Raw genomic sequence first — 16,681 nt, 5'->3', positions numbered from 1 at the left:
GCCGACGTTGGCTCTTTAGCCTTTTGAGCGGGTTTCTCAAAAGGCGTACGGCGTGCGGAGCCATTGCCATTTTGGTCGTACTGGTAATGATAAAAAAGGGCGATTTTTCCCTTTTTGTATTACCTCTTAGCAATGAGCGGAGCCGACGTTGGCTCTTTAGCCTTTTGAGCGGGTTTCTCAAAAGGCGTACGGCGCGCGGAGCCATTGCCATTTTGGTCGTACTGGTAATGATAAAAAAGGGCGATTTTTCCCTTTTTGTATTACCTCTTAGCAATGAGCGGAGCCGACGTTGGCTCTTTAGCCTTTTGAGCGGGCTTCTCAAAAGGCGTACGGCGTGCGGAGCCATTGCCATTTTGGTCGTACTGGTAATGATAAAAAAGGACGGTTTTCCCTTTTTGTATTACCTCTTAGCAATGAGCGGAGCCGACGTTGGCTCTTTAGCCTTTTGAGCGGGTTTCTCAAAAGGCGTACGGCGTGCGGAGCCATTGCCATTTTGGTCGCGCTTTTATAAAGTATTTTTTTAGGAATAGATTTTATTAGTTAGGAATGAAATCCATGATTATTTTACAATGTCATAATGTTTGTAAGTCTTTTGGGATTGACCCCATTTTATCAAATATTAAATTAGATATCCAAACTGGGGAGCGTGTTGCTCTAGTTGGACGAAATGGTGCAGGTAAATCAACATTACTAAAAATAATTGCCGGACAACTCTCCTATGATAGTGGACAAATTATGATGCCAAAAGGTACTGAGCTTGGATACCTTGCTCAAAATACCGGTCTTGAATCAGAGTTATCCATTTGGGAAGAGATGTTAACCGTCTTTGCTCCTCTACGTAAAATGGAAAAACAAATACGGGATATGGAATTGCAAATGTCTGATCCCGCCTTGCTCAAGAACGAAACTCGTTACAACAAGCTTTTAAAAGAATATGATCAACTTCAAATTACCTATAAAGATAAGGGTGGTTATCAGTATGAAGCTGATATTCGCGGTGTTCTTGCAGGGATGAATTTCGGCGACTTTGATTATCAAACAAAGATATCTACACTAAGCGGTGGCCAAAAAACGAGACTAGCTTTAGCAAAATTATTGTTAACAAAGCCAGATCTTCTTATTCTCGATGAACCAACCAACCACTTAGATATTGCAACACTTACTTGGCTTGAACAATATTTAGTTGGTTATAAGGGTGCGATTTTGATCGTGTCCCACGATCGCTACTTTTTAGATAAAATTGTGACCGAAGTGGTCGAAATCTCTCGAACGAAATCAACCAAATTCACAGGGAATTATAGCGCGTATCTTGATGAAAAAGCAAAACGCTATGAGCTCGAATTAAAACAATACGAGAAGCAACAAGATGAAGTCGCTAAGTTAGAAGACTTTATTCAACGAAACATTGCTAGAGCTTCGACAACGAAGCGAGCACAAAGTCGCAGGAAACAGCTCGAACGAATGACTTTGCTGGACCAGCCAGCTGGATCAGAGAAATCAGCTTCTTTTTCTTTTACAATTGAACGTCAAAGCGGAAAAGAGGTTATCCGTGCAACCGATCTTCATGTTGCGTATGGCAATGAAACGATCTTTCAAAATTTAAACCTTTCGATTGATCGAGAAGAAAGTGTGGCACTCATCGGGCCAAATGGCGCTGGGAAGTCAACACTTCTAAAAGCACTCATAAAAGATATTCCATTAAAAGATGGGGTTATTCGCTTCGGTAGTAATGTGACAGTCGGTTATTATGACCAAGAACAAGCTAATTTAAAGTCTAACAAGCTCGTTTTACACGAGCTGTGGGATGACCATACCCTCTTACCAGAAAAAGAAATTAGAACGGTACTAGGCAACTTCCTCTTTAGTGGTGATGACGTATTAAAACCTGTATCTACGTTAAGTGGTGGAGAAAAAGCGCGACTGGCTCTGGCAAAATTAATGATGAAAAAGGCAAATCTCCTTATTCTCGATGAGCCAACAAACCATTTGGATCTCGATGCAAAAGAAATTTTAGAAAATGCTCTAATCGATTATCCAGGAACTTTATTATTTGTTTCTCATGACCGATATTTCTTAAACCGCATTGCAACTAAAATGGCTGAGCTAGATGAAGGACAAATTACGAATTATCTTGGCGATTATGATTATTATGTGGAAAAGAAAAATGAGATGGAACAGCGAGAATTGCTAAGCCAACAAGAGAACGCAGCGAGTTCAATCCCAACAACCGCTGGAACTCAAGCAGATAAGCGTTCGTATGAACAAGACAAAGAGGCAAAAAAGGCTGAACGTCAGCGCCAACGTAGAATTGAGGAAATTGAAAAGCAAATTGACTCATTGGAAACGGCATTAGCCGAGAAAGAAGAAGACCTTTGTGATCCATCTATTTATTCAGATCACGAAAAAGCGCAAACGATTCAATCTGAGATTGATGAAGCAAAAACTAAAATTGAATCCCTCATGGAAGAATGGGAGGATCTTCAGGAATAAAGGATAAGACCCCTTTGTGCTTAGAGAGACGAACACCGCACGGTTGTCGTCTCTCTTTTTTAATAACCAAAAATATGTATGCAGCAAAAGGATGAAGGACACCCCTTCTCTCTTCTTTTCTAGTTTTGAGCTTCATTCACCTTATGAAGAACTTCTCCTTCTCTCTTCTCTTCCAGTTCAGGCACTCATTCACCTTATGATGACCTTTCCCCTCTCTTCTCTACCAGTTCGGGCACTCATTCACCTTATGACGACCTTTCCCTTTCTCTTCTCTACCAGTTCAGGCACTCATTCACCTTATGATGACCTTTCCCCTCTCTTCCTCTCCTGTTTAGGGCTTCATTCACCTTATGACGACCTTTCCCCTCTCTCCCCCTCTCCTGTTTAGGCCTTCATTCACCTTTTAATTAAAATACTAAAATAATCTATCACCATTCTCTTTTTCTGTTATTACAGAGATGTTATCTCCGTCAGAACGAATAAGAATGTCTCCGTTTATCCTTGTAGCAAGTACTTTACTTCCTCTTTTCACATACCTGTTAATCACCTTTTTACTTTGCAATATATTGGCACTAATGATTATATATTTAGGGTTAACAGCGTCTATAAAGTCTATTGATGACGATGTACGATCTCCGTGGTGAGGTGCATGTAACAGGTCAGCCTGCAATACATCCTTTTTCTTCTCTAGTAACTCCTTCTCCAACTTTTTATATAGATCACTTGTAAATAGAAATGTGTTATTTTTATAGGTCACTTTTAAAACAAGAGATAAATTATTCATTTCAGATGTTGAAAGCTTTTCTCTTTTCACTTGCTCCAACATTTCCTGAGAAGGATGTAACACTTCTATCTCAACTTCGTTTCCTAAATAAAAGCGATCCCCTTCTTTTACATATTTATAATCAACATCCTTTGCTAGAATCAGCTTTTTAAAAGCTGAATATGCTTTTGTGGAATGTGTTAGATCAGGTAGTAGTAAAGTCCCTACTTCTACTTGTTCCAATATCGTCAAATATCCACCAATATGGTCATGGTGAGGATGTGTGGCCACTGCATAATCAATATGATCAATTCCCAATTGCCCAAGGTCGTTTGACAATTGAATACCCGTTTCAGCAATGCCTGCATCAATAAGCAGTGTTCTTCCATCTGGACTTACTATAAGAATCGCATCGCCTGACTTTCTGTCCGCTTCTAAATCAAAGTATCTTATCTGTAGCTCATCATTGTTAATCGCTAAAATTGAGTTTGGAGATAGTCCCACCCCTAACATTAGCACGAGAATAATCGCTAAACTGCGATAGAAAGAAACCATCCATTTACCAACTCCTGCCTATAGTTTATAATGTCATCTTGCTCATTTAATCAAACATTTATTTAAAATATTTCAAAAAGCACCCAGTCAAAATGACTGGGTGCTGCGATTAAGTAATAACGAGGCCCACAACTCTACTCTTGTTCCTTCCTTGCCTGCTTCCGATCAAGATTCCATTTTATAAGGGCATACACAACAAAAACCCAAAGAACGGGATGAGTAAAATGTAATCCTATTTGTGACTGTCCACCTAATAAGGTAAGAAGTCCAATCACAGCAACGACGTAAAAAATAAAAAATAAATCATGTTCAAACAAAGGAACATTTACTTTTCGATGCTCTTTTCTTGGGATCAATAATTCAGCTACAACTGCTGCCACAAAACAAAAACCAAGTATTACGAATACTAAGTTTCTTCCTATCAATCCTCCTGTTAATCCAGGAAAATAATCCATAGCTAACGCAACTGCGATCACTATGAGAACACTAATCCTCAACTGTCTGGCTAGGATTAATCGTTTTTCCAACTGCAAAATTGTTCTCCTCCTTGCTTGCAGACAACCAGTAATAATGGGCTGACACGACACAGAACATTGACGTCGCAGCTGCAACGACACCCGAATCATTTAATAATAGCAATGCAAATGAAGCAACTACTCCCGTTTGTAAAAAGAGCTGCTTATCCCGTCCTTCAAGCTGCAGTCGTCTTCGCCAAAGAATGATGGCACCTAACAAGTAACTCGTAACAAATAGCTGTGTCCAGTTTGAATGACGGAAGATTTTCATATTCATAGCCATTTTTCTCTGAATCGTATCTGTAATATAACGAATATCTCCATTTAATAACCGATCAAATGCCATGCCTATATGGGTCTGCTCCCCTGTTAATTGTAGCATATAGAGGAAGAGGAATAACGCACTCAAAGACAGAGCAAAAATAATGAGAAGAAAGCGCCATGACCATCTTTTCGTTATCATACGATAAAAGAAGAAAGCAAATGCGATTCCAGCTGATAATGTTGCGCCAGCATTTGTTCCTAGCGTATTTTTGCCAAGAATCACAATAACACAAGTAAAGAGAGGAACAATTAACGCGACTAACCGTTTTTTTGGTATGGATTCTACTAATGGACTGATAACCATTATGGCAGAGATAATATACACTCCTGCAAATTCATTGCCGATTCCATAGTATCTTGCCCCGATAATTGGATCATAGCCTAAATATGAGCGTTGCATTAACGTAAACCCAAGGATAATATCAACATTAATAAGTAGAAATGTAAATAACCCGATCCAAAAAATTGGTTTCTCACTTCCCTTTTCTACAACATATCCACATAGTAAAGAACTAGCTATTAAACCTAATACAAATCCACTTATTCCAAGTGTTTTCACAGTACCTGACAATGCAAGAAACCAAAACGGTGACCACAATGCTGATAATAGAATTAACCTCGTTATGTAGCGCCACGTTCGTCTTTTTTTTGTCCCAAATGCCCCATAAATAGCAGCGCCAATTAAAGCAACGACTAAACAAGTGATATAAATGGAGAGAACACTGGCTCTACTTTTATAAATTAGCACAATTTCATCAACTGTTTGGAAAAATGGAGTTTTATCCATAACACCTACACTCGATTGCATCACTTGATTACCTGAATAGGATTCTGACGGAAGATGAAAGGAGCCGAGCAGTGTTGGGACAATATCAATACTACTTAATAAGTATTCTTGTCTCGTTGTATTTGATGTGAGGTATCCTCCCTTTTGTTGTCCCCAATAAAAAACCGGCGCCAACTGCTGCTTTTCATCATACGCTTGTTTGTTCATCATTGGTGAAATTACCCACAGTTCATCAACTTCTTGACGTGCCTGTTCCAAAAATGAGTGTAACCTCTTCAATTGACTTTCCTGTTCATTTTGAAAGTGCGACTCTTCCATATAGAACATTTGGTCATATAAACGATACAAGTCGCCCCACTCGATGACAAAGAAACGTTTTTGTTTTTCCCCAACTGTTGATAGTTTGTTAATAAGAAATTCAATATCCATCTCCATTCCATTTGGAGATCCCGATTTCTCTTTAACAGACTGAGTAATATCGCCATTAACCGTGCCACTTTGATCTAATGCAAGTAAGGAACCGTAACGAATTCTTTCTTCCAACGTGTCACTGTGACCATACACTTGGCGAACAATTGCCTCCTCACGCAGCATATCTCCAAAAACCCCCACTTGGCCTCGGTGCGTTCCCAGTTCATTTTTATTATTTAAACGATGAAAGTCAGGATGCAACAAGCCTTCTGTTCTTCTTATCCCAGTCAATTGATGGACCCACTCACTTGCAGGAAACCCCTTCACTTCTTCTGTTGCTTCATAGCTATTCCAGCCTTGGACACCAACAGCCTTAGCTCCAGCTCCCATTGTAACCATATTATTTAAATATGAATAAGGTCCATCCGGTCTGACATTCATAGCGCCAAGAGCAGCTTCTTCAAAGAGCTCGCTCGTCCCCTCATTGTGGATAAACCAATGAGCTTCCGTCATAGATAGTCCAGGAACTAAAATAACAGCTATTTTTTCCTTTTTGTCTGTCGTTTCAGCATAACTCAACAAATTACTTTGGAAACTAATTAGTATTATTAAAAGTAATATAAGCTTTCTCCACATCTCTCTCAAACCTTTTTGGGCTAATTTTCTGACATATCCACAATATCCACATAGTTATTAACAGTCAGATTACCGTTTTTTAAGGGGTTTGCTTATTTATTCACATTATCCACTGAGTTATCCACAAATAAGTTAATAACAATTTTATTCACGTGTTTTCTAGCATTTTCGTGTTTACCCACAATGTTAACAATGTTGTGGATAAAACTTGTTAACAACTTTTTACGAAATACGACAAAAACCAACTTGAGTTTAGCCATTTCACTACCGTTTTAACCAAATTTCAACACGAAGCACCAATTTTTCTCTTTCTAAACTAAAAAACCACTTATTGTTAGCATTCGCGCCAATAAGTGGTTTTAAACATATTTACTGTTGTTCTAAGTCAAGTCCAGGGTTTCCATTCAAATCGTAGGAAGCAAACTTCTGATTTTTCCATTTAACACTAGCTGCAGCACCTATCATAGCTGCATTATCCGTACAAAGCGATAACGGTGGAATTCTTAGATCAACTTTAGTTGCTTGAAATTCGTTCTCTAATGCTTGGCGTAAGCCTTTATTAGCTGCTACACCTCCAGCTAATAACAGTTGGCTTACTTCATATTTTTCAACTGCCCGACTTGTTTTTCCTACAAGAACATCTATAACACTTGCTTGAAAACTAGCTGCTACGTTTTCAATTTTCACTTCTTCGCCACGTTGTTTGAAATTGTGCAATGTGTTAATAACAGATGATTTCAATCCACTAAAACTAAAATCAAACGAGTCTCGCTCTAACCATGAGCGAGGAAAATCAATCGTTTCACTTCCCTCTGCAGCAAGACGATCGATATGCGGACCTCCCGGATAAGGTAAACCAAGCGTCCTTGCAACTTTATCATACGCCTCTCCTACTGCGTCATCTCTTGTCTCGCCAATAATTTCAAAATGACCATCTTCCTTCATATAGACAAGTTCCGTATGACCACCTGAAACAACCAATGCTAACAACGGAAACGTAATCGGTTCAACAAGCTGATTGGCATAAATATGTCCAGCAATATGATGCACACCAATCAACGGAATATTGTGCGCAAAAGCAATCGCTTTCGCCGCATTGACACCGATTAATAAAGCCCCAACTAGTCCAGGCCCTTCTGTAACAGCAACAGCACTTAAGTCAGCAAATGTCACATTTGCCTCCTCCATTGCCTGTTCAATAATGATCGTAATTTGTTCCACATGATGCCTGGATGCCACTTCAGGAACAACCCCACCAAACCTTTTATGACTTTCAATTTGAGAAGATACGACATTACTTAAAATCTTCGTTCCATTCTCAATGACTGCAGCTGACGTTTCATCACAGCTTGTCTCGATTGCTAATATCATTTCCTTTTCACTCATCATCTAGATTCACCCACATCACTAAAGCATCTTCTAAATTATCAGCATAATAATTTTTCCTTATGCCACCTTCAACAAACCCCATTTTCCGGTAAAGCTTTTGCGCAATTGTATTTGTCACGCGTACCTCTAATGAAAGTTTCGAAACACCCATTTGCCTCAAAAAAGAGAGGACATATTGTAATAACCTTTCCCCATGCCCTTGTCCTCGACTTTTCGAGTGAATGGCTATATTCGTCACTTGAGCCTCGTCCATCACTACCCATAATCCACAATATCCTATGATCTCACCTTCCATTTCATAAACAAGGTATTGTGCAAATTGATTCGATGTTAGTTCGTTTAGAAAAATTGTCGGATCCCATGGCGTAGTAAAAGCATCACGCTCGACTTCCATTACTACTTCTAAATCTTCAATTGTCATAAAACGAATCGTCTCTTTTTCCTGCTCAATCATTTTTCATGCCCTTTTCTTTCTGAGCCTTTTGCCAATTGGCTTCCGCTTCTGCTAGTTGTAAATAATTTGGTACAAACGAGTGTACTGAATCAATATCTGCCGTTAGTGCCCCACCTAATCTCGCTAATTCTGCAGGCCTCGGCAAAGCCATCGATCCGGTAGCAAAGTGAGCATGATCCCCTAGTTTTTCACGAATCATCACTTCATGCATCGAAACATCTTGTCCAACAAATAATACAGGTTTTCTTAATTCTTGTAAGTAAACAAGCCAATCTTCTAACATTATTAAACGGTCATTCGTTACTTCTAATACGTCGATTCCCTTTGTCTCATAATGGCCCGTATAGACTTGTCCACGTCTTGCATCCATAATTGGAGAAATAACACCTTGAAAAAAACGGCCAGCTTGTGCTAGCACAGCAATACTTGATACTCCAATAATCGGTATATTTAATGACCAAGCAAGCGTCTTGGCTGTTGTGACGCCAATTCGAACCCCAGTATAGGACCCCGGTCCATTAGCTACCACAATTTTCTCTAATTCATTCGGTTTGACATCAACTTCACTCATTAATTGATCAATAGCTGGCATGAGCCTAATCGAATGATTTTTTTTAATATTTGTTGTTACTTCACCTAATGTTCGATCACCCTCTGTAACAGCTATCCCCATGACAAATGATGATGTATCAATCGCTAATGTTTTACTCATAACGCAACTCCTTTAATAACTCCAAAGAACGGACCCCAGACGTTTGCACCGTAATCTCCCTACTTGTTTCCCCTAAATGGAATAAAGAAATCGCAAGGCAGTCCTCTGGTAACTGATTTGGAATCATGCTAGGCCATTCAATTACAGAAACACCTTCACCATAAAAGTATTCCTCTAACCCCAAATCCTCCATCTCATCTTCCATTCGATACACATCCATATGATATAGCGGGATTCGCCCCTTATATTCTTTGATAATTGTAAAAGTTGGACTATTTACAACACGTTTGACACCTAGCCCTTTTGCAAATCCCTTCGTAAAACTTGTCTTCCCTGCACCAAGATCTCCTTCAAGCGTAATCACATCACCAGGCTGCACAATTTCCGCTAACTTCTCCGCTAGTTGCATCGTCTCTTCTGGCGACTCTGTTTTAAGCTTCCACTCTTCCACTACCTTCACCCGCGCTTTTTGAAATGATTATATCCGTTCTTTTCTACCTTTTTCATTTTATTTTCTTCTAGTAAAAATACACCAGGTTCTCCCTCTTCCACAAACCCAACGATCTCGAACATTAGACCTATTTGGTGAAATTCCTCTTCTAAGTCTTTTGCATCCTCTTTTGGAACCGTCCCAATCAATACAAAATCTTCTCCGCCAAATAACGCATACTTTAACTGCTTCTCCTTGGGATATGAGTGCATTGCTTTGTGAATCGGAAGCTTGTCTGATTTAATTATAAATTTCGCCCGGCTTGCTTCTGCTAACTCATTCGCTTCACTAGCGACACCATCACTCACATCATTTAAGGAAATGCGCTTGTTTGCCGTTGAAAGGATCCTCCCTTCTATTACATGAGGAAGCGGCTCCTGGTGAGCTTTTACAAGTTCTTGCTCCTCTATAGAAAAAGGACCATGTAATCCTTTTTGAAACAATAAATCTAGCCCGGCTGCTGACGTACCAGCATACCCCGTTAGAAAAATAAGGTCCCCCGCCTTAGCCTGATCACGATATCTAGCTTTCCCGCGTTCCACTAACCCAATTGCCGTCACCGTTAAAACAAGAACATCATTTGTAGATACCGTATCTCCACCAATTAAATCCATTCGATGTGTTTCTGCTAACTCATTCATCCCTTTATATAATTGAGTTAACTCCTCTTCCGTCCATGATGGCGGCACAGCGATTGACACAAGATAATAGGTAGGAATTGCCCCCATTGCAGCAAGATCACTAACATTGATCGCTAACCCTTTTTTCCCTATTTGATAGGGACTAAGTGTATCACGGCGAAAGTGTACTCCTTCAACCATTGTATCTACACAAACGACTTGTTCCATTTGATCCGAACTAGAATAAACAGCTGCATCGTCCCCTATTCCACGAACAAGCCCTTTTTGATAAGTCTCTTCTGGAGATATTTTTGTAATAAACACGAACTCATCTTCCATTGTAACCGACCCTCTCGACCAAAATCATAAATCTGCAAAAAACCTTAGGATTTCTACATACCTAAGGAGTATCTCTTTTAGTTTATCCGATTTTAACCAAAATGCCCAAGTAATTAGATACAGAGTTAGAAAAACTATTGTTATGTAAACTCTAAAAGAAAACTAACTTAACCAAACAAAAACGATTTGGGATAAAGCTTTATCCGTTTACGAAACGTTTTCTGCATAGAAAAAGCCGAAACATATTCGTTTCGGCTTCTTCTTGGTATTGCGGGGGACGGATTTGAACCGCCGACCTTCGGGTTATGAGCCCGACGAGCTACCAGACTGCTCCACCCCGCGTCGTTATAAAGTAACTGATGATGCTATTCAAAGAAGTCATCTTTTCCTCTTCTAGCTTCGCTTCGTAGTGTATGCGTCAAGACATGTCGCAGATTACTCGACGATGTTTCGCTGCATGCTCCACCCCGCGTCGTTATAAAGTAACTGATGATGCTATTCAAAGAAGTTATCTTTTCCTCTTCTAGTTTCGCTTCGTAGTGTATGCGTCAAGACATGTCGCAGATTATTCGACGATGTTTCGCTGCATGCTCCACCCCGCGTCGTTATAAAGTAAACTGATGTCCTCTACACTAATTAGTATAGTCAATACTGACATATTTTATACAAAGAAATTTGCCTGGCAACGTCCTACTCTCACAGGGGGAAGCCCCCAACTACCATCGGCGCTGAAGAGCTTAACGACCGTGTTCGGCATGGGAACGGGTGTGACCTCTTCGCTATCGCCACCAGACTACTTTCTCTGACACAAGTTCTATAATAACACGTTATCAAACTGAAAGCAAGCTTCTTTTACTTTTTTTCTCAACACAACAAGAGGGATGTCTCAAAAGGCTGTTTGGGACCTTTATGAGACACCCCTTCCTCATTACTTCGCTGTGTCGATCGCTTGAACAAAAGCGTCGATAATATCCTTCTCGTCTTCAATCCCTACTGAAATACGTACCAATTGCGCACCGATTCCAAGTTCTTTTCTAAGTTTGTCGGGAACCGTACGATGAGATGTGCGAAGTGGATAAGAAACGGTTGTTTCAACGCCCGCTAATGTAGGGGCAATTTTTACCCATCCAAGTGAGCGGAAAAACTCCTCAACATTTACATTGTCAGCTAAATCAATACTAACCATAGCTCCATTTCCTTTTTCAGAAACATAATCAGGGTAAAAGACACGAGCCACTCCCTCGTGAGTCTCCAAGGCTTCAGCAAGCATTTTCGCATTGTGGCTTTGTCTTTCCATACGTAAACTTAATGTCTTTAAGCCACGACAAGCGAGCCAAGCCTCAAATGGACTCAAGTTGCACCCAAGAGTAATCACTTTTCCCTTTGCCTTATCAATAAGCGATTGCTCCCCAACAAGAACCCCTGCGGTTACATCACTATGTCCTCCGATATACTTTGTCGCACTATGGACAACAAGATCAGCACCAAGTGTGGCAGGCTGCAACAAATAAGGTGTAGCAAACGTATTATCAATCATCGTCTTAACACCTTTTTGTTTCGCTAGAGCAATGACTTCCTCAAGCCTTTCAACTCGCAGTAGGGGGTTTGTTATAGATTCCGTATAAATCAAAACCGTTTTATCTGTGAAAGCTGCTTCTACTACGTTCAAATCTTGAAAGGAAACAAAACTAACATCAATGCCAAAGTTAGGCAGCTCCTGTGCAAACATCTGATACGTTCCTCCATATAAATCATCAGATGCCAAAACATGATCTCCTGGATTTGCAACGGCTAATACTCCTGCTAATATTGCTGACATTCCTGATGATGTGGCAATTCCATCATCAGTCTCCTCAAGTGAGGCGATACCCTTTCCTAGATCATCTGTATTTGGATTGCTATATCTAGAGTATAGGTATTCTTTTTCCCCTTCATAGAAACTTTCCATATCATCTAAATCAGTAAAAACAAACGCTGATGTTTGATATATCGGCTTTGCTTTACTTGCATTTCTTGCTGGTTCTTTTGTTTGAAAATGTACAGTCTTTGTATTAAAATTTGTTTCTCTCATCTTCCCATCCCCTAATCTATGTTAACTTCGTGATTGAAAAACCAAATACAAACATTGTGATTGACCCTACAATAGTCAAGCTTATGTAAGCTATAAGTGGTTTCCACGCTTTCTGTTGATAAAGTTGTACCGTTTCTGTACTAAAAGTCGAAAATGTTGTAAATGCCCCAAAAAAACCAATAGCTATAAGCAAGAAAGCTGGTTCTTCATAGGCTCCAAGTGGAATTGCACCGTAATAGCTACCGTAGAAAAGCCCTAATCCGAGTGATCCAAGTACATTGACAATTAACATTGCGACCGGAAACGGCGGTGTAGGAAATCTGTTCATTATGACGAGCCCCAGTAAATAGCGAAGTATTGCACCTATCGCTCCTCCAACACTGACCAGTAGTAGGTTCACCCTTGCTCCACCTCCCGCGAAGCTTGTCGTTTTCCTGCTTTTTGTCCCACTATATATCCAGCTAGTGCACACACTATTCCTCCAAAAATGGATAATAAGATATACACGACACTAAGCCACCAAGTATGTTCTAAAAACAAATAGACACTATCACTAGCAAGAGTAGACATAGTAGTAAACCCACCACATAAACCAACACCAAGTCCTGCCTTAAGCCATTCACGCGGGACCTTGATAATAAACCATCCAGTCAAAAAACCTAGAAGCAAGCTCCCACCTAAGTTCTCAATGATTGTACCTATTGGATAACCTGTTGCTAATGTATAGAGATTTAAATAATAGCGAAGGCTTGTCCCAATAGCTGAACCAATTGCAATCGCCCCTATATTTTTCCAAAAATGATGTTTCAAGAATGGATTCTCCTTAATTCGTACGAATAGTTTGATTTTATCTTACTCTAGCGTTGGTAGCAAGGACCAGACTATTTGTAATAACCACCACCATGTAATAATTGTTATATGCCTAGTATTCTCTTACGAACGATTGACCAAGTCTTGCATATTCTGTAAGGAGGATGTTAAAAACTCCATAGTTCGAATATTGGGACTAATTTTTATGCTGCAGATTGCAGAGTACTTCCAACTGGAACGAATATTTTTGTTTTGTTAAAAGGCACCTCACTCTCATTAAGGTGCCTATTTTATTTTGTTAAGGAGGTGCATGTTCAAAGATGAATGCTGATCCAGAACCCCTTAGTCAAACTTTAAATAAACATTTATTTAAACATCCACATGCACCTTTCTGCCTGTGGTGACACATCTTAGAAGGAGGTCATAACATGGCTAGACTTAACAATGAAACAATCGACGACTACACTAATCACTTAATAGAATTACTTAAGAAAAACGCGAACCTTCAATTCCGTGAAGAATTCCTGCAGTTACATCCAACTGACCAAGCTGAAATTTATGCGAAACTGGTAAAGGAACAACGGCAAAATCTTTATGAAATGATCAACCCAGAGGAAATGGCCGATATCTTCCAAGCTCTTGAACTGCAAGAACAAAAAGAGTTAATCCTTGAACTTGATCAACATTACACGTCAGAAATGATAAACCATCTGTACACAGATGATGCAGCTGACTTACTCTCTCAACTAGATGAAAGCGCGGCGCACGCTCTCTTAAAAGCCATGGATTTAGAGGATGCTAATGATGTAAAAGAGTTAATGGCCTATCCGCCTAAAACTGCTGGTGCCATTATGACAAAAGAATTCATTTCACTTGCTTCCTCACATAGTGCACAACAAGTGATAGAGCAATTACGAGAAGAAGCGCCTAATGCCGAAACCATCTATTATTTATATGTCGTCAATGAACAGGATCAACTAGTAGGTGTTGTCTCTTTGAGAGACTTGCTTACAGCACAATCAAATGAGTTAGTTCAAAACTTAATGAGTTCTCGGGTTGTCTCCGTTGATTCTGACACCAATCAAGAAGAAGTCGCCAAAATGATTAAAAAATATAACTTCTTAGCTGCCCCCGTTGTTAGTTCAGACGGAACCCTACTAGGGATTGTTACCGTTGATGATGTTATTGATGTTTTAGAGGACGAAGCTACTGAAGACTTAGGTGAATTTACAGCAGCCAGAGGGGCAACTGATATAAACGTTTCAGCATTTCAATCCGCAAAATTACGTTCTCCTTGGATTGTCCTCCTTATGTTTTTTGGGCTTCTTACTGCTGGAGTAATAGAACAATTTGAAGAAACACTGAATCAAATCATTTTACTCGCTGCCTTTATCCCCTTATTAATGGGATCAGCAGGAAACGCTGGTACACAATCACTAGCAGTTGTTGTACGCGGTCTTGCACTGGGGACACTTGAGAAGAAAGGTCTCTTCCGAATTCTCTTAAAAGAGTTCAGCACCGGTATGATGATTGGATTCATTTGTGCAATGACGTTATTACTGATCATTCCGATTTTTTATGGTAGTTATATGGTAGCTGTTATTGTTGGTATGTCCATCTTTTGTTCGTTAAGTGTTGCAACAATTGTTGGGGCAACGGTTCCTCTTATCATCCATAAATTAAAAATAGACCCTGCTTTTGCCTCCGGTCCTTTCATTACAACTGTAAACGATATATTAGGGTTGTTAATTTACTTTACAATTGCAACAAGCCTGCTTCATTACTTGTAAACTATTGAATTTATTAATAGAACATTTGATTAGAGTAACTTACAACTATATGTGGTGGTTACTCTTTTTATCTTCCAAAAGATCTCAACTCGTTTCCTGTTTGAAAATTCGATATAATGGGATTAGCCTCTTTTAGAATAGGAAGATACTATGGAAGTATTAAAGCACTTAATTTTTGAATATGGTTATTTTGGAATTTTTATTGCACTCGTAGGTGGGATTGTTGGGCTTCCTTTGCCTGACGAAGTATTGCTCATTACTATTGGATATTATGCCTATCTTGGTAGGGTTGATTTAATCACTGCAATAATAAGTTCTTATCTAGGATCGGTAATTGGAATTACAATCAGCTATATACTCGGAGCTAAATTAGGTCTTCCATTCCTTTTGAAATATGGGCCTAAACTCCATTTATCTCATACTAGAATAAGTAAAGCTCAACAATTGTTCGCAAAACATGGAGCTTGGCTCTTATTAATTGGTTATTTCATACCAGGCATAAGACATATTACAGGATATCTAGCTGGTATCTCTCGATTGAAACTTAAAACCTTTATGCTCTACTCTTATGTAGGTGCCTTATTTTGGGTTACTCTATTTGTTTTATCTGGCTATGAACTTGGGATTAGATGGTACTTTGTTAAACAATCCTTTGAAACATACAAGTTTGTTATTTATTTTGCTCTTTCAGCTTTCATAGCTGTCATGTCAATCGTCTTCTTTTTTAAACTCAAAGCAAAGAAAACCTAACCACATAATTCAGATGGTTAGGTTTTCTTAAATATGCAGGCCTGCAATCTTATAGAAAGTTACTATTGGCTTGGACAAAGAATTGTGATTGTTCATAGTTATACGTGACTTTTGAAAAGTCAAATGGTTGGCCATTGGTTAAATGAAAAATCGTTTCCACGCATAGTTTAGGTGATCCAACTTTCAATCCTAAATACCCCGCTTCTTCTTCACTTAGCTTATCCACTTGAAGGTACATATCGCACGGATGATCAACGACAGTTTATCTATATGTAGTAGGCAAGCAATTTTTATGCAAAATAGAGAATTTTTGTGATTGGTACGCTTCAAAAAGAGGTATTTTTATGTAGATTGTTCATTTATGTGGGTAATTTCTAGACTTTATTCTGTAACACGTAGTATAAAGTTTCGTATAATCTGTTTCTGTCGGACTTGAACAATATACTGTAGGAAAGTGGAGGATTTACTGTCCAAAGTAGTTCATTTACTGTCGGTTCTCTTTAATTTTCTGTCGGAGTGTTATTTTTGTTTATGTGTCCTCTTTTTTCTAGACAATAACAATCAATCATCTCTTAGTTGGAGCACACCCTCTGCTTGGCAACGTCCTGGCTCGCCCTTTCACTTCTACGGGGGTGATTAGGCATGGTGTTCTTTCTTCGACGTTTCTCACGTTGTGTTACGAAGAGAAACAGCTCGGACTCACTTCTTTTCTTCTACAAGGAAGGCACGATACTATTCTTAGAAGCACTCTGTGAAGTTTACGAAAAAAAGAAGC

The 16,681-nt window shown here is 39.3% G+C and carries 14 protein-coding genes, 1 tRNA gene, 1 rRNA gene and 1 pseudogene; 3 read left to right on the top strand and 14 right to left on the bottom strand.

From position 1 onward, the window contains the following. The first annotated feature begins 555 nt into the window (after positions 1–555). Positions 556–2,490, top strand: coding sequence for an ABC transporter ATP-binding protein (locus MF646_RS17035; RefSeq protein WP_250097714.1), 1,935 nt, complete (start codon positions 556–558; stop codon positions 2,488–2,490). Between the two features lie 415 nt (positions 2,491–2,905). Here MF646_RS17035 and MF646_RS17030 read toward each other — a convergent pair whose 3' ends face one another. From MF646_RS17030 to MF646_RS16970, 13 genes are all read right to left on the bottom strand, one after another. Then, the gene (locus MF646_RS17030; RefSeq protein WP_250097713.1) at positions 2,906–3,808 is read right to left on the bottom strand and encodes a ComEC/Rec2 family competence protein; all 903 of its coding nucleotides are present in this window, start codon (positions 3,806–3,808) and stop codon (positions 2,906–2,908) included. Positions 3,809–3,942: 134 nt separating this feature from the next. Continuing rightward, a complete protein-coding gene (locus MF646_RS17025) occupies positions 3,943–4,341 on the bottom strand; it encodes a hypothetical protein (protein ID WP_250097712.1) in 399 nt (132 codons plus the stop codon). Next, positions 4,295–6,481: a photosystem II reaction center protein PsbN gene (locus tag MF646_RS17020; protein WP_250097711.1), complete on the bottom strand. Its 2,187-nt coding sequence runs from the start codon at positions 6,479–6,481 to the stop codon at positions 4,295–4,297. The genes MF646_RS17025 and MF646_RS17020 overlap by 47 nt, the downstream gene beginning before the upstream one ends. A gap of 369 nt (positions 6,482–6,850) precedes the next feature. Then, on the bottom strand, positions 6,851–7,867 hold the full coding sequence (gene tsaD / locus MF646_RS17015; protein ID WP_250097772.1) for a tRNA (adenosine(37)-N6)-threonylcarbamoyltransferase complex transferase subunit TsaD: 1,017 nt from the start codon (positions 7,865–7,867) through the stop codon (positions 6,851–6,853). After that, positions 7,860–8,324 (bottom strand): ribosomal protein S18-alanine N-acetyltransferase, encoded by a 465-nt coding sequence (gene rimI, locus MF646_RS17010; protein ID WP_250097710.1) that lies wholly within the window; start codon positions 8,322–8,324, stop codon positions 7,860–7,862. Before rimI ends, tsaD begins: the two co-directional genes overlap by 8 nt. Then, a complete protein-coding gene (gene tsaB, locus MF646_RS17005; RefSeq protein WP_250097709.1) occupies positions 8,317–9,036 on the bottom strand; it encodes a tRNA (adenosine(37)-N6)-threonylcarbamoyltransferase complex dimerization subunit type 1 TsaB in 720 nt (239 codons plus the stop codon). The genes rimI and tsaB overlap by 8 nt, the downstream gene beginning before the upstream one ends. Further along, on the bottom strand, positions 9,029–9,487 hold the full coding sequence (gene tsaE / locus MF646_RS17000; protein ID WP_250097708.1) for a tRNA (adenosine(37)-N6)-threonylcarbamoyltransferase complex ATPase subunit type 1 TsaE: 459 nt from the start codon (positions 9,485–9,487) through the stop codon (positions 9,029–9,031). The genes tsaB and tsaE overlap by 8 nt, the downstream gene beginning before the upstream one ends. A 5-nt stretch (positions 9,488–9,492) precedes the next feature. Beyond that, positions 9,493–10,485, bottom strand: coding sequence for a thiamine-phosphate kinase (thiL, locus tag MF646_RS16995; RefSeq protein ID WP_250097707.1), 993 nt, complete (start codon positions 10,483–10,485; stop codon positions 9,493–9,495). A gap of 268 nt (positions 10,486–10,753) precedes the next feature. Then, positions 10,754–10,827, bottom strand: a tRNA-Met gene (locus MF646_RS16990). Between the two features lie 335 nt (positions 10,828–11,162). Then, positions 11,163–11,278: ribosomal RNA gene (gene rrf, locus MF646_RS16985) — 5S ribosomal RNA — on the bottom strand. Between the two features lie 135 nt (positions 11,279–11,413). Next, entirely contained in the window at positions 11,414–12,556 is a 1,143-nt protein-coding gene (locus MF646_RS16980; protein WP_250097706.1) for a trans-sulfuration enzyme family protein, read from the bottom strand. Between the two features lie 16 nt (positions 12,557–12,572). Beyond that, on the bottom strand, positions 12,573–12,956 hold the full coding sequence (gene crcB / locus MF646_RS16975) for a fluoride efflux transporter CrcB (protein WP_250097705.1): 384 nt from the start codon (positions 12,954–12,956) through the stop codon (positions 12,573–12,575). Beyond that, positions 12,953–13,366, bottom strand: a complete 414-nt coding sequence (locus MF646_RS16970) for a fluoride efflux transporter FluC (RefSeq protein ID WP_250097704.1) — start codon at positions 13,364–13,366, stop codon at positions 12,953–12,955. Before MF646_RS16970 ends, crcB begins: the two co-directional genes overlap by 4 nt. Before the next feature lie 428 nt (positions 13,367–13,794). Between MF646_RS16970 and mgtE the strand changes: the two genes are divergently transcribed. Together mgtE and MF646_RS16960 are read left to right on the top strand one after the other, a co-directional pair. After that, a complete protein-coding gene (gene mgtE, locus MF646_RS16965; RefSeq protein ID WP_250097703.1) occupies positions 13,795–15,156 on the top strand; it encodes a magnesium transporter in 1,362 nt (453 codons plus the stop codon). A 150-nt stretch (positions 15,157–15,306) separates the two neighbouring features. Next, the gene (locus MF646_RS16960) at positions 15,307–15,906 is read left to right on the top strand and encodes a DedA family protein (protein WP_250097702.1); all 600 of its coding nucleotides are present in this window, start codon (positions 15,307–15,309) and stop codon (positions 15,904–15,906) included. Between the two features lie 49 nt (positions 15,907–15,955). On the opposite strand, the pseudogene MF646_RS16955 reads toward MF646_RS16960, so the two are convergent. After that, positions 15,956–16,132: pseudogene (locus MF646_RS16955) on the bottom strand (UTRA domain-containing protein); the annotation flags it as partial. Positions 16,133–16,681: the final 549 nt, after the last annotated feature.

Origin of the sequence: Halalkalibacter alkaliphilus, from assembly GCF_023555415.1 — a bacterium.
Taxonomy (GTDB): Bacteria; Bacillota; Bacilli; order Bacillales; family Bacillaceae_D; genus Halalkalibacter; species Halalkalibacter alkaliphilus.
This window is presented reverse-complemented; position numbering and strand designations above follow the sequence as displayed.